We start from the raw sequence: 14,165 nt of genomic DNA on the forward strand, positions 1-14,165 counted from the left end.
CTCGACTGTTTCACGTGAAACAGTTTATCTTTATTTGCTTAGTTAGAATTATTGCGGTTATCCCAAATAAAGGCAATTAATAGTACAACCGTTGCCAAATTAGCCGCAATTAATGATAAATCAGTTGATTTTAAGATCCAACTCACTAATGAAAGGAACATAAGTAGCAAAGAGATGATAATCGTAATAACAGTAGTTTGTTTCATTTTATTCTCCCTGTGATAATCACATACATGATGGTAGTTAACATCCCTAATAATAGCAAAAACCAGTCGATTATAATACCTCCAGTTTTACCCATCCAGGGCAACAAAAAAAAGCCCAACCACTGTTGCGCTTTACTTTCGTAAAAAACCATATCGATAAAAAATATAAGTGGCGCCACCCATTAAAAGTAGCGTAATAAAAATCGTAATCAACCAACCACTTTCACCTTCAGCGAAGGGGAGGTACTTAACGTTTTCACCATAAAAACCAGACACCATCGTTGGAATAGTTAGAACAATCGAGTAAACTGTCAAAACTTTCATCGTCCAGTTCAAATCGCGACTGCCTAAATTCCCAATCGCATCACTAACCGCATTAATCACTTCCATTGCTAGGCCAGCCATGTCTTTGGCCTGATCAACTTCGACCCGGACAGCATCTAAATAATCCAAATCTTGTTCAGAAATCTTATTTTGATAGCCACGACGCAATTGATCAAACATGATTAAATTGTTAGCCAACGAATTTTGTAAATAAATCATCTGAATTTGAAGATGTAGCAAATCGTTGGTTTGCTTAGTTAAATGTTTCCGATTACCAAACTGGGCTTGAATAGCTCGCCGTTGACGATTAATTTCGGTAATCTGATCCGCATACTGGGTCATTAATGGATAAATACCGGTAATCATAAACTCAAACACCGTCATTTCATCCTCAGAATTACGCTCCATGTCTTTATCGGGATCAAGGATGCTCTTTTTAATATAATCAGTCGCGCGATTGGCGAAAGTATACAAGTCACCCTTAACAATGACAAAACCGACCGGACGGGTTAAGACCGGCTCTGGTTGCGCTGAAATAACATCCATAATGACCAAAGTCTCATCAGCATCTGAGTCAAACTCCATGCGAACACTTTCGTTTTTATCAACGGCATACCCAAGAATTTGATCCGTTAAATGATTTTCATGAATCAACTGATACTCATCTTCAGAAGTCATATTCGTCACATGATACCACTTGAAACGGGGTGTCTCTTTTAACATTTCAATCATGATAACCCCCTCCTAACATACAAGCTATAATTACCGACGCTTGCGTCCGCGACGGGCCTTGTGCATCTTACGCTGAATGTCGCGTTCCAATTTACGGGCTGCGTCACGTTCTTGACGTAATTTAAAAGGATTTTGTAGATAAAAAGTTTGGATGGTTTGAAAAATATTACCAACTACCCAGTATAACGAAAGGGCACTGGGCACACTTAAAGCAGTAAAGAAGATTACGACTGGAAAAATGTAAGGCATTAACTTGGTAATCGTCGTTTGTTCTGGATTAGCCTGCGTTGATAGCCATGACGAAGCAAAGGTGAAGAGGGCTGCTAAAATCGGCAAAATAAAGTAGGGATCACTTTGTCCTAATTCCAACCATAAGAAATGACCAGAACGCAGCACCGGTGAGTTCAAAATTCCCTGATATAAGGCAATCAAAATTGGCATTTGCACCAACAAAGGTAACATTGAAGCAAAGGGCCGGACGTTATGTTCCTTATATAAAGCCTGCTGTTCGTTCATCAAAAGTTGACGACTTTCAGCATCCTTACCGGGGTATTTGGCCTGGATAACTTTAATCTCACCTTGTAAGGCTTGCATTTTAGTCATGCTATCCACTTGATAGACCATCAGAGGCAAAATTAGAAAACGAATCAATATCGTAAAGATAATAATTCCCAGACCATAGCTACTGCCAAACCAATTGGAAGCACCTAAAATCGAACGGGTAAATACAGCAACAATGCTGCCCCATAAACCAGTCCCCGCAACACTACCTGAATAGGAAAAACCGGCAACAACAATGCCGACTAGGGCTAAAATTGCCATGCCAACTGGTAGCGGACCGATAATCTTAAGCCACTTATTTACTTTTTGCATGCTCTTCATCCTTTACTATCCTAGCCAATCGAAAGGCATGGATCAGTTGTTTTTTAATAAATTGTTGCGACTTTCCAGCCACAGCCGGACGGGCAATTACTAAAATATCTAGCTCAGCTGGTAATTCAGGCTTGAGTTCCAACAAAGTCTGTCGAATTCGTCGTTTTACCCAGACACGATCGTGAGCTTTTCCTATTTTTTTCCCAACCGATAAGCCTAAGCGAAAATGTTTTTGAGTAGGTTTGGCCGCCTGATAAACCACAAAGTACTTATTGGCTACCGAACGATGCTGCCCAAAAACGGCCTGAAATTCTTCCGGCTTTTTAATTCGAAAAGTTTTTCGCATCTAGACCTGCTCCTATCTGCGTGTGCAATATATGTTGGCTGTTTAAACCGACTCATCTTCCTATTTTCATTAAAATAAGAAATAAAAAAGGCCACTGCGTTGCAGCGACCTCATTAGGCAGATAGCACCTTACGGCCCTTTGCACGACGGCGAGCCAATACTTTACGACCGTTGCTCGTGCTCATACGCTTACGGAATCCGTGTACACGTGCACGATGACGTTTTTTAGGTTGGTATGTACGCTTCATGTGTCATTCACCTCCATTCAGATTTTTAGCTGCAAAATCTTGCAATTCGAAGTTAATTCTATCATGAAATAACCAATGTGACAACCATCTAAATCAGAAAGAAGGGGATATTGTCAGTAATAAGAAGAAAAGTTATAAACAGCTTTATCAAAAACTACAAACAGGGATGTGAATAAAAAAGAAATAATAATTATTTTTAACATCCTTATTCAAAAGTTATCCACATATCCACAAGTATGGAAAGCTAATCTGTGGATAATGTGTATAAATTTAAGATAACCGGTAACAAGTGGTCTTAAAAAGTGGATAACTATGTGTCTATGTGGATAACCCACACATTTGTTCCCCTAATTATACACGTCCTGTTCTTTTCTTTTTTAACAACTGGGGATAAAATCTCCCTAAAATTCTATCTGTGGAAAACTAGTTTGTTAGGACCTCTTTTTGCTATAATATTTGCAGTGCCCTCTTTTTTGGGAATTTTTTGTGTCACCTACATACAATTTTATTTAACTTACTTATCAATGGGAGAAGCTCGTGACCGCATCAATCACTAAGGAAGAACTTTGGAACCAAATCCAAGCTCGTTTTTTTCAAAAACTTGGAACCGTCTCTTTTTCTGCTTATATAGAACCATTAACCCCAATTGAATTAACCGCTGCTAGTTTACGGCTATCAGTGCCAGTCGATGAAGCCTCTGAAATTATCAATCGCTGGAATAGTGCCTATTCGATGGATTTTGTTCAGTTTGCTCTAGAAATTACCGGCGGTACCTTCATTAAACCGGATCTGCAAATATCCACTACCTTAACTGAATCCGTTGTAGCACCATCCCCGACAATTACCACTGAGCAAAGTGTGCCATTTTCACGTGAATCGGATCTTGATCCCGATTTTACCTTTGAAAAATTCGTGACCGGTTCAGGAAACGAAAACGCCTATGCTGTAGCCCGGGCGGTGGCCGAACAACCCGGGAAAGTTTACAATCCCTACTTAATATATGGGGGCGTCGGATTAGGGAAGACCCACTTAATGCAATCAATTGGGAATTCCTATGCTAAAACCAACCCCCAAGCCCGAATTAAATACGCCACTGCTGAAGACTTTTTAAATGACTTTACCGATTCTTTACGAGCTAGTGTAGATGGGGCTACCGCCGCATTTAAAAAAACCTACCGGTCGGTAGATATCTTACTAATTGATGATATTCAATTCTGGTCGGGGAAAGAAAAGGTTCAAGAAGAGTTCTTTAACACTTTTAATGCCCTCACTAAAAATGGTAAGCAAATCGTTATGACTTCAGATCGGATTCCAACCGACATTCCTGATTTACAAACTCGGTTAACATCACGGTTTGAAGCCGGTATTTTAATGGATATTCAAAAGCCCGACTTACCAACCCGGGTGGCTATCTTAAAAAATCTTAGTTCAGCCGATAACCTAGAAATTCCAAATGAGGTTTTGGAATTAATTGCTGAAAATATCGATTCCAATGTCCGTAGTCTAGAAGGGGCTTTCCATAAATTTGAAGCCAAAATTCGCTACATGAACAAGCCGGCAACCAAAGAAACGGCTCAGCAAATTCTAGACGATTTGAATATTGATCGCGGCCAAAAAGTTACTGTTGACCGCATTCAAGAGACCGTGGCAACCTACTTTATGCAAACAGTTGCCGATTTAAAGAGTTCTAGCCGTAAAAAAGACCTGGTTAATGCCCGTCACGTAGCCATGTATTTGACACGGACAATGACCGATGAAAGTCTTCCTGATATTGGACGGGCCTTTGGTGGCCGAGATCATTCTTCGGTTTTGCATGCTACTAATAAAATTACTGAAAAAGCTGAAATCGATCCGCGCACTAAAGAGTTACTATTAGACTTGGCCAATGAGATTAAAAATGGTAAATAAAGCCCTTGAGGATAACCTATAATAACTAGCTAATTTATCCCCAAACTTATCAACGCCTACATTTCTTAATCTTAACAAGCCACCCTGCTTTTCCACAGGTTCCACACCCCTTATTATTATTACTATTTTTATTCTTTACTTAAATTAATACCTAATCCCAAATAAATGGAGGCTTCTCATGCATTTTTCAATCCATCGTCCCACATTCATCAAAGCCCTAAATATTGTTATGCGAGCCATTTCATCGCGAACTACTATTCCAATTTTAACCAACGTTAAAATTACCCTAAACCAAGATGAATTAATTTTGACTGGGTCTAATGTCGACATTTCTATTGAAACTCGTATTCTCCAATCAGATACCAGTGCTCAATTAGATATTCAGACAACCGGGGGCATTACACTACCAGCCGCATTTTTTACCAATATCATTAAGCACTTACCTGATGAAAACCTAACCTTATCAACGGAAGGATTACGAGCTTTAATTACTTCTGGTTCAGCATCCTTTAATATCAATGGACAAGACGTCCAAAACTATCCTCATTTGCCAGAAATGGAAGATATCCAAAGTCTTAAAGTGTCAGCTGCGCAGCTAAATGAATTAATTAGTCAAACTAAAATTTCAGCCTCAACTCAAGAAAGTCGACCAATTTTAACCGGAATGCACTTAGAATTAGCTGGTAATAGTGTGAAAGCGGTTGCGACTGATTCCCACCGTTTATCCCAACGAATCGTGACCTTAACTGGTACCGAAACAACGGTGAACGCCGATGTTATCATTCCTGCTAAATCCTTCAATGAATTACAACCCTTATTAGAGGGTCAAGATCGAGTTGACATTAAGTTAGCTGCTAACCAAGCTGTCTTTGATTTAGACCATACAAGTTTTTATTCCCGTCTATTAGAAGGAAATTATCCAGAAACTGATCGTTTAATTCCTAGCGAAAGCGCCACAGAGATGAAAATTGATGCAGCCCATTTGTTAGGAGCCATTGATCGTGCTAGCCTATTGAGCCATGAAAGTCGAAACAACGTGGTACAACTACTTTTGAGTCAAGGTAAAGCTGAATTAAGCGGTAACTCACAAGAGATTGGCCAAGTGAAAGAGACTTTGCCGGTTAAAAGTGTTGTCGGTGAGGATTTGGATATTTCCTTTAATCCCGATTATGTCCGGGATGCTTTAAGAGTTCTAAATGGTAAAACCGTTGAATTAAAATTCACAACTAATTTACGGCCGTTTATTATCATTCCAGAAGGGGAAACTGACAATAAGCAATTACAGCTAATTACACCGGTTCGGACTTTTTAAAAAATAAAACCTGCTCATTGAGTAGGTTTTTTCATTTCAATAACTTGAACTAGGGGGCAAAGGACTCTAATTTGCTTTCTTTGAATTTTAACTAAAATTAATAAAAAACCCTTAGCTAGATCAGAAAACCATTTTAGGCACCTTCAGGGCTTTATTTTCAAAAGAATGTTATAATGTAAACGTAACTGATTAATCTTTGGAGGAGTAACTTCATGGCAATTACGATTCCTATTACAGGTGAGTACATAACATTAGCTCAATTGCTAAAATCAGAAAATATTATCGAGTCCGGTGGACAGGCCAAGTACTATTTGGCCGATCATGCCGTTGAGTTGAACGGCGTTAGCGAACAACGACGCGGAAAAAAATTATATCCAGGTGATCAGGTAACGATTGGTGCGGACGTTTATCAAATAGAAGCAGGGCACTTTTCAAAAGAGCAGCTGCAAGAAAAGGCTGAACAGCAAGCAATTTTGCGAAAGTACCAGCCATCAAGCCGCAACAATAAGCAACCCAAAGGGCCGGCTTCGTGGAGCTAAAGGAATTACAATTAAGTCACTTTCGTAACTATGATCAGGTGAAATTGGATTTTCAATCCGGTGTCAATATTTTTTTGGGTCAAAATGCCCAGGGAAAAACCAATCTACTGGAAAGTATCTATGTATTAGCCTTGGCCCGGTCACATCGTAGTAATAATGACCAGGATTTGATTGAGTGGGGCCAGTCCAAGGCCAAGATTAGTGGTCGAGTGCAAAATCGATTAGGGACTACGCCGATTTCTTTACAGTTTAGTCGTAAAGGTAAGCAAGCCCGTGTTAATCACTTAGATCAAAGCCGTTTGTCAAGCTATATCGGTCAGTTAAACGTCATTTTGTTTGCTCCCGAAGACTTAGAGCTTGTTAAAGGGGCGCCGAGTGTCCGTCGTCGTTTCATTGATATGGAATTTGGGCAGATGAATATTAGCTATTTGTCTCAAATTAGCCAGTATCGCAAGGTGCTAAAAGAACGGAATGCCTACTTGAAGCAATTACAAGCTAAAAAAAGTAATGATATGGTTTTTTTAGACGTTTTAACCGAACAATTGATTCAATTTGGCACTCAGGTTATCCGTGCTAGACAGCACTTTATTCAAAAACTGGGAGAAGTAGCCCATCCGATTCATGCAGAAATTTCCAACCAAAGTGAACAGTTATCCTTGGTTTACCAAAGCAATGTTCCCTTGGAAAAAGCAATTGAAGACGTTGCTGTCATCGAAGCTAGTTTTACCCAAGCCTTGCAGCGTCAGGCTAAGCGAGAAGTTATACAGGGTACTACTTTAGTAGGCCCTCATCGTGATGATTTTAAGATTTTAATTAATCAAAACGATGTTTCTTTGTATGGCTCGCAAGGACAGCAGCGCACAGCCGCCTTAGCCTTGAAATTAGCCGAAATTGACTTAATGCAATCAGAAACGGGCGAATATCCAGTTTTGTTACTAGATGATGTGTTAAGCGAGTTAGATGCTAGCCGGCAAACCCACTTATTAATGGCTATTCAGAACAAAGTGCAAACCTTTATCACCACACCGAGCTTAAGTGAGATTACCCGTCAGCTAATTGACCAGCCCAAAGTTTTTGAGATTAAAGCAGGTCAAGTTCAGGTCAAAGAAAGTGGTCAATTGCATTAATTGACCGACCAATCGCGTTAGTTGAATTAAGATACATATATTGTGTAAGAGGAAAAATATGGTAGACAATCAAGATTCACAACAAGAACCCCTTGATGATTTGATTACAGATGATGCAATCATTCAAGAGGCTGGACATATGGACGAAGAGGCCAGTGCCTATAATGCCGATCAAATTCAGGTGTTAGAGGGATTAGAAGCAGTTCGTAAACGACCGGGGATGTATATTGGTACAACCACGAGTCAAGGATTGCACCACTTGGTCTGGGAAATTGTCGATAATGGAATTGATGAAGCCTTAGCTGGTTTTGCCAGCCATATCGCTGTAACCATTGAAAAAGATAATTCCATTACAGTCAGTGATGATGGACGAGGAATACCAGTTGACATTCAAGCTAAAACGGGTAAGCCCGCTCTAGAAACTGTCTTTACTATTTTGCATGCTGGTGGAAAGTTTGGCGGTGGTGGTTATAAGGTTTCCGGTGGTTTGCACGGGGTCGGAGCCTCAGTTGTTAATGCTCTGTCCACTAAGTTAGATGTACGAGTTGTTCGTGATAATAAAGTTTACTTTATGGACTTTCACACGGGCCGGGTGCACACGCCCATGCAGCTTTTAAATGAAAAAGCGCCAATCGAGCGGGGAACGATTGTCCATTTCCAGCCCGATCCTGACATTTTTCAGGAAACAACAGTCTTCAATTTTAAGACCCTATTAACCCGAGTGCGTGAATTAGCCTTCTTGAATAAGGGACTGCGTATTTCAATTACTGATCAACGACCAGATCAACCGGTGACTGAAAGTTTCCATTTTGAAGGTGGTATTCAGGAATATGTTAGTTACCTTAACCGTGAAAAAGAAGCCCTTTTCCCAGAACCAGTTTATGTGGAAGGGGAAGAAAAGGGCATCGTGGTTGAAGTTGCCCTTCAATATACGACGGATATTCAAGAAAATCTGCGAACTTTCACCAATAACATCAATACTTACGAAGGTGGAACCCACGAGACTGGTTTTAAAACAGCCTTAACCCGAGTCATCAATGATTATGCTCGTAAAAATGGTCAACTACGTGAGGGAGCCGAAGGATTAACCGGAGAAGATGTCCGTGAGGGGATGACGGCGATTGTTTCAATTAAACATCCCGACCCACAATTTGAAGGACAAACCAAGACGAAGTTGGGAAATTCAGATGCTCGGCAGGCCACTGATCGGATGTTCTCAGAGACCTTTAGTCGTTTTATGCTAGAAAATCCTGCGGTTGCTAAGCAAATCGTGGAAAAGGGCATCTTGGCTCAAAAAGCGCGTTTATCAGCTAAACGCGCCCGGGAAATGACCCGCAAGCAATCCGGCCTAGAAATTGGTAATTTACCGGGTAAGCTGGCCGATAACACTTCCAAAGACCCAGCTATTTCAGAGCTGTTTATCGTCGAGGGTGATTCAGCGGGTGGTTCTGCTAAACAGGGTCGTAATCGTTTGACCCAGGCAATTTTACCAATCCGAGGTAAAATTCTAAACGTTGGTAAGGCGTCATTAGACCGGGTCTTGGCCAATGAGGAAATACGCTCTCTCTTTACAGCAATGGGGAGTGGTTTTGGTAAGGACTTTGATGTCAATAAGGCCAATTACCACAAAGTCATCATCATGACGGATGCCGATGTCGATGGCGCGCATATCCGCACCCTGTTGCTGACATTGTTTTATCGCTACATGCGCCCCTTAGTTGATGCTGGTTATATTTACATTGCCCAGCCACCTTTGTATGGCGTGGCTTTGGGGAATAATAAGCCGATGACTTATTTAGACTCAGATGAAGAATTAGAAGATTATCTCGCGCAACTCCCCTCCAACGTTAAACCTAAAGTTCAGCGATATAAGGGACTGGGTGAAATGGATTATGATCAGCTAGCCGATACAACCATGGATCCAGCGAATCGACGATTACTACGAGTTGATCCCGCCGATGCTCAAGAAGCTGATGGCGTGATTGACATGCTAATGGGTGGCGATGTGCCTCCGCGGCGACAGTTTATCGAAGATAATGCCGTCTTTGTTGAAGATTTAGATGTTTAAAGCTGAGTAAGTGGAGTTTACGGAGAGTAGGAGACTATGACAGAAGAACACGACAGTCGAATTCGGGATATCCATTTGTCAGAACAAATGAAGACATCCTTCTTGTCCTACGCCATGTCAGTAATCGTGGCCCGGGCTTTGCCGGATGTCCGTGATGGGTTAAAACCAGTTCATCGACGGATTTTATACTCAATGATTGAGCAGGGAAATACCCCTGATAAGCCTCATAAAAAATCAGCCCGTATTGTCGGGGATGTTATGGGAAAGTATCATCCACACGGTGATTCAGCCATTTATGAATCGATGGTTCGTATGGCTCAACCCTTTTCATATCGCTATATGTTAGTGGATGGTCATGGAAACTTTGGTTCTGTCGATGGTGATGGTGCCGCAGCAATGCGTTATACCGAGGCTCGTTTAAGTAAGGTTGCCATGGAAATGGTGCGAGACTTAAACAAAGATACCGTGGACTTTGTACCCAACTATGATGGTGAGGAACGTGAGCCCAAGGTATTGCCAGCTCGAATACCTAACTTATTGGTCAACGGGGCAACTGGAATTGCAGTGGGAATGACAACAAATATTCCGACCCATAATTTAGGCGAAGTTATTTCGGCCTTGCATATTTTGATGCAAAATCCAGATGCCACCACTGCTGATTTAATGGAAGCCTTACCCGGACCAGATTTTCCAACTGGTGGAATCGTTATGGGGAAGTCGGGTATCCGACGGGCCTATGAAACTGGTCGTGGCACGATTATGATTCGAGCTAAGGTTGATATCGAGCAACTTAAAAATGGCCGCGAACAAATTATTGTTACGGAGCTGCCATACGCAGTTAATAAGGCCCGTTTGATTGAACGAATCTCTGAATTAGTTCGTGATAAAAAAATTGATGGAATTACTGCCATTCAGGATGAATCTGACCGTGATGGTCTAAGGATTTCAATCGACGTCCGTCGTGATACTTCGGCCAGTGTTATTTTAAATAATCTCTATAAGCAGACTTTGTTGCAAACCAGTTTTGGTTTCAATATGCTGGCCATCGATCATGGTGCACCAAAAACATTGAGCTTAAAGCAGATTTTAGTGGCTTATTTAGAGCATCAACGAGAAGTTATCCGGCGCCGGACCGTCTTTGAACTCAATAAAGCCCAAGCTCGTGAGCATATCTTAGAAGGATTGCGGATTGCGCTTGATCATATTGATGCCATTATTAACATCATTCGTTCTTCAAAAACTTCTGATGAAGCCAAAGATCGCTTAATTAATGGGTATTCTCTTTCGGATAAACAAGCCCAAGCCATTTTGGACATGCGTTTAGTGCGTTTGACTGGTTTGGAACGTGACCGTTTAGAGGATGAATACCAAAAATTAGTCGCTTTGATTCTTGATTTAAAGGATATTTTGGCTCACGAAGAGCGAATTGATCGTTTAATTTATGATGAATTATTGGATATTCAAAATCGTTTTGGGGATGAACGGCGAACTGAACTGCAGGTTGGTGATGTAACCAGCATCGAAGATGAAGATTTAATTGAGCAAGAAGATGTGATTATCACCCTAACCCGTAATGGTTACATTAAGCGCGTGGCCGCCAGTGAATTTAAGGCGCAAAACCGGGGTGGTCGTGGTGTTCAGGGAATGAATGTCAACGATGAAGACTTTGTTGATCAGATGGTCTTTACTTCAACTCATGATTCCTTATTCTTCTTTACCAACAAGGGAAAAGTTTATCGGATGAAGGGCTATGAAGTACCTGAATATGGCCGTCAGGCTAAGGGAATTCCGGTTGTTAATCTGTTGAATTTTGAAGGTGACGAAAAAATTCAAACTGTCATTAAGGTTGCTGGCCAAGTGAGTCAGAGTCCCGATCAATTATTCTTTGTTACCCGTCAAGGAGTGGTGAAGCGCACCGCTGTTTCTGAATTTGAAAATATCAGAACCAATGGGTTAAAAGCTTTGACTCTTCGAGATGGCGATGAAGTATTGAATGTGTTGATTACCAATGGGCAGCAAAACGTATTGATTGCAACGCATACTGGTTATTCAACTACCTTTGCTGAAGACACAGTCCGTGTTATGGGTCGGTCAGCCGCTGGCGTACGTGGTATTCGTTTGCGTGAAGACGACTTTGTTATTGGCGCAGGTATTCTAAGTGCTGATAGTAAAGTATTAGTCATTACAGAAAAGGGATATGGAAAACAGACCCCAGCCAATCAATACCCAGTTAAGGGTCGTGGTGGTAAAGGAATTAAAACGGCCACTGTTACTGAAAAGAACGGACCGTTAGCAGCCATGGTTCCCGTTAATGGGGATGAAGATATCATGGTCACCACCGATCAGGGGGTAATGATTCGATTTGGCGTTGATACGGTGAGCGAAACCGGACGTGCTACTCAAGGAGTACGTTTGATTCGTTTGGAAGATGGCTCTAAGGTAGCCACATTGACCAAAATAGCGCCAGCTATAGCCGAAGAAACTGAAGAATCGGATCAACAGTCCGATCTACCTAATCAAAATCATCAAGCTATGGATCAAGTAGAACAATTACTGGATCGTGCTCAAGAAGATACTAAAGAATAAAAACAGCGTCCCTACTAAAAGGGACGCTGTTTTTATTATCATTAAAGTAACTGACGGACAATCTGATTAAAGGGACGTGAAACTGGTAGGGAAATGCCATTTTTTAACGTTAACAGATGTTTTTTGGCACTATAGCTTTGAATATGATTACTATTAATACAGTAAGCAGCGTGGACTTGAATAAGTTGGTCATGGATTGAAGTAATATCTTTTAGATTGGCTCTGATTTTAGTTAAAGTTTTGAATCCATGAACTTCCAAATAGTGGGTCCCTTTTTCACTGGCAATAAATAGAATATTGTTTAAATCTACTCGATGAAAACGACTACCATTGGGTAGTTTAAGCGGTATTTCTTGGAATTGAATTAAGCGATGTAGGTTATCTTGCGCTTTTTTCAGACTAGCAAGTAAGCGTTGCTGAATTTTATTTTGGGCATCACCTTTATAAATGTAGTCTAAAACGCTTAAATGATATTCAAAACAAAGTGACGTAAGATCACTATGACTGGTAAAAATAATAATTTGAGCATGTGGGTCGGCTTGGCGAATAAAATTGGCGGTTAAAATACCAGCTTTTGGAGTATCACCAAGTTCAAGATCTAAAATAAAAATATTAGCCGAGTTATTTTTTAAAGTGTGAACATGTTGGAGCAAATCGTGTGGCTTATTAAAAATCTGAATATTGGGCACTAGGTTTTTAATAAACCGCTGATGAATTTTATTGTCTTCTAATAGAAAATGATTCATTATTGATCCCCAGTCTCAATTATATAGAAGAGCTTTGGACTCCGTTGCTCAGTTAATAGGGTAACTTCAGGATGTTGGCGCAAGTATGGGTCGATACATGAGTTAAATCTACTATTACAATCATGACTGCGCTCAATAGTAACAGTAATGACAATTTTTTCATGATTTTTAACCTGCATAAAACCAATCGCAACTTTAGGGGCTGGCTGGTCAGCCACCAAAGTTAAGCAATGCCTGATTAAGGTATTTAACATTTGATGAAAATCACTAGCCTGATTAAAGTGGCTTGGATAATAATCGGTCATAATGCCAAGTTCAAAGTCGATTCCTTGTTTAGAAGCAGTATGCCAGTTGGTCAAAATTAAACTACGAATTTCAGGAATCTGAATTTGATGTAAGGCTAAGGAATTTTTGATAGTATATTTGTGTTTTAAATTGTTTAATAATTTTGCAGATAATCGATGAATCTCAGGGGCCAAATCCTTACTTAAACTTAAATCAATACTGGTGAGCATATTTTTACAGTCATGTCGGAGACTACGATAGTGTTCTAAATTCGGTTCTAATTGATTGATATAGTTATGAATGGCATTCAGTTCCCTGGTTTTTTTAGCAAGTTCATTGCGCAAATGTCGATAAGTAATACTGCCGATAAGTATTATGACTAGTAATAGTAATAATAGGTGTACGAATGCCGGTGGTTTGTCTGAATCAAGAGTTACAATTAATTCAGTTAGTAATTGGTTAATCATCAAGTTTTCTCTCCAAACATTTAAGCTGACGAATTATATTACGAACAAATGTGCATCCTATCACATGGAATAACTAAAAAAGGTTTGAATTTAATGTGAATTATTATTGCAATGCTACAAAAACTTGCCTAAATAGTACTCGTTAGAGTTTTTACGGTTTTTTTAAATTGTGATAAAAATTCTAAAAAAGAGAATTTTCAAGAAAGTATTGACGATGCATTAATAACTTGGTATAGTAATAAAGTTCTGTTGCGAGTCAAGCAGCTGTCAACGACGACTTGAAAAAATTGTTGTTGACAAGCAGCAAGCAGCGTGATAGACTAATTAAGTTGTTTCGTAAGGGAGCAACGCAGTAGCACATTGAAAACTGAACAAAACTTTGAACAAACAAATCTGTA

13 protein-coding genes are annotated in these 14,165 nt (G+C 40.2%); 6 read left to right on the plus strand and 7 right to left on the minus strand.

The genetic code is table 11. The annotated features are described in order from the left end of the window. Nucleotides 1-38: 38 nt before the first annotated feature. The 5 genes from C7384_RS08185 to rpmH form a co-directional block, all read right to left on the minus strand. Nucleotides 39-206, minus strand: a complete 168-nt coding sequence (locus C7384_RS08185) for a hypothetical protein (RefSeq protein WP_165806808.1) — start codon at nucleotides 204-206, stop codon at nucleotides 39-41. Nucleotides 207-338: 132 nt separating this feature from the next. Beyond that, on the minus strand, nucleotides 339-1,262 hold the full coding sequence (locus C7384_RS07400) for a magnesium transporter CorA family protein (protein ID WP_089939880.1): 924 nt from the start codon (nucleotides 1,260-1,262) through the stop codon (nucleotides 339-341). A 30-nt stretch (nucleotides 1,263-1,292) separates the two neighbouring features. Then, complete coding sequence (locus tag C7384_RS07405; RefSeq protein WP_089939878.1) at nucleotides 1,293-2,135, minus strand: YidC/Oxa1 family membrane protein insertase; 843 nt, start codon at nucleotides 2,133-2,135, stop codon at nucleotides 1,293-1,295. Next, nucleotides 2,119-2,481, minus strand: coding sequence for a ribonuclease P protein component (gene rnpA / locus C7384_RS07410; RefSeq protein WP_089939875.1), 363 nt, complete (start codon nucleotides 2,479-2,481; stop codon nucleotides 2,119-2,121). The genes C7384_RS07405 and rnpA overlap by 17 nt, the downstream gene beginning before the upstream one ends. A 113-nt stretch (nucleotides 2,482-2,594) precedes the next feature. Next, complete coding sequence (gene rpmH / locus C7384_RS07415; protein WP_089939872.1) at nucleotides 2,595-2,729, minus strand: 50S ribosomal protein L34; 135 nt, start codon at nucleotides 2,727-2,729, stop codon at nucleotides 2,595-2,597. A gap of 537 nt (nucleotides 2,730-3,266) precedes the next feature. On the opposite strand from rpmH, the gene dnaA reads away from it, so the two are divergent. From dnaA to gyrA, 6 genes are all read left to right on the plus strand, one after another. Further along, nucleotides 3,267-4,637: a chromosomal replication initiator protein DnaA gene (dnaA, locus tag C7384_RS07420; protein ID WP_089939868.1), complete on the plus strand. Its 1,371-nt coding sequence runs from the start codon at nucleotides 3,267-3,269 to the stop codon at nucleotides 4,635-4,637. Nucleotides 4,638-4,815: 178 nt separating this feature from the next. Next, nucleotides 4,816-5,949: a DNA polymerase III subunit beta gene (gene dnaN / locus C7384_RS07425; RefSeq protein WP_089939863.1), complete on the plus strand. Its 1,134-nt coding sequence runs from the start codon at nucleotides 4,816-4,818 to the stop codon at nucleotides 5,947-5,949. Nucleotides 5,950-6,161: 212 nt separating this feature from the next. Beyond that, nucleotides 6,162-6,488 carry a S4 domain-containing protein YaaA gene (gene yaaA, locus C7384_RS07430; RefSeq protein ID WP_089939860.1) on the plus strand — a complete coding sequence of 109 codons (327 nt, stop codon included), beginning with the start codon at nucleotides 6,162-6,164 and terminating at the stop codon, nucleotides 6,486-6,488. Continuing rightward, nucleotides 6,479-7,615, plus strand: coding sequence for a DNA replication/repair protein RecF (gene recF, locus C7384_RS07435; protein ID WP_089939857.1), 1,137 nt, complete (start codon nucleotides 6,479-6,481; stop codon nucleotides 7,613-7,615). The genes yaaA and recF overlap by 10 nt, the downstream gene beginning before the upstream one ends. Before the next feature lie 139 nt (nucleotides 7,616-7,754). Next, nucleotides 7,755-9,683 (plus strand): DNA topoisomerase (ATP-hydrolyzing) subunit B, encoded by a 1,929-nt coding sequence (gene gyrB, locus C7384_RS07440; RefSeq protein WP_207771561.1) that lies wholly within the window; start codon nucleotides 7,755-7,757, stop codon nucleotides 9,681-9,683. 36 nt (nucleotides 9,684-9,719) lie between these two features. Then, on the plus strand, nucleotides 9,720-12,269 hold the full coding sequence (gene gyrA / locus C7384_RS07445) for a DNA gyrase subunit A (protein WP_089939850.1): 2,550 nt from the start codon (nucleotides 9,720-9,722) through the stop codon (nucleotides 12,267-12,269). Nucleotides 12,270-12,310: 41 nt separating this feature from the next. Here the strand turns inward: gyrA and C7384_RS07450 are convergent, their stop codons facing one another. After that, nucleotides 12,311-13,015, minus strand: a complete 705-nt coding sequence (locus tag C7384_RS07450; protein WP_089939846.1) for a LytR/AlgR family response regulator transcription factor — start codon at nucleotides 13,013-13,015, stop codon at nucleotides 12,311-12,313. Beyond that, nucleotides 13,015-13,767 (minus strand): hypothetical protein, encoded by a 753-nt coding sequence (locus C7384_RS07455; protein ID WP_089939843.1) that lies wholly within the window; start codon nucleotides 13,765-13,767, stop codon nucleotides 13,015-13,017. Before C7384_RS07455 ends, C7384_RS07450 begins: the two co-directional genes overlap by 1 nt. Between the last annotated feature and the right edge of the window lie 398 nt (nucleotides 13,768-14,165).

This window comes from Convivina intestini (assembly GCF_003096575.1).
Taxonomy (GTDB): Bacteria; Bacillota; Bacilli; order Lactobacillales; family Lactobacillaceae; genus Convivina; species Convivina intestini.

Bases quoted from the DNA above. Each gene is read 5' to 3' on its own strand.
- C7384_RS08185 (WP_165806808.1), bottom strand. From the start codon at position 206: ATGAAACAAACTACTGTTATTACGATTATCATCTCTTTGCTACTTATG.
- C7384_RS07400 (WP_089939880.1), bottom strand. From the start codon at position 1,262: ATGATTGAAATGTTAAAAGAGACACCCCGTTTCAAGTGGTATCATGTG.
- C7384_RS07405 (WP_089939878.1), bottom strand. From the start codon at position 2,135: ATGCAAAAAGTAAATAAGTGGCTTAAGATTATCGGTCCGCTACCAGTT.
- rnpA (WP_089939875.1), bottom strand. From the start codon at position 2,481: ATGCGAAAAACTTTTCGAATTAAAAAGCCGGAAGAATTTCAGGCCGTT.
- rpmH (WP_089939872.1), bottom strand. From the start codon at position 2,729: ATGAAGCGTACATACCAACCTAAAAAACGTCATCGTGCACGTGTACAC.
- dnaN (WP_089939863.1), top strand. From the start codon at position 4,816: ATGCATTTTTCAATCCATCGTCCCACATTCATCAAAGCCCTAAATATT.
- yaaA (WP_089939860.1), top strand. From the start codon at position 6,162: ATGGCAATTACGATTCCTATTACAGGTGAGTACATAACATTAGCTCAA.
- gyrB (WP_207771561.1), top strand. From the start codon at position 7,755: ATGGACGAAGAGGCCAGTGCCTATAATGCCGATCAAATTCAGGTGTTA.
- gyrA (WP_089939850.1), top strand. From the start codon at position 9,720: ATGACAGAAGAACACGACAGTCGAATTCGGGATATCCATTTGTCAGAA.
- C7384_RS07450 (WP_089939846.1), bottom strand. From the start codon at position 13,015: ATGAATCATTTTCTATTAGAAGACAATAAAATTCATCAGCGGTTTATT.
- C7384_RS07455 (WP_089939843.1), bottom strand. From the start codon at position 13,767: ATGATTAACCAATTACTAACTGAATTAATTGTAACTCTTGATTCAGAC.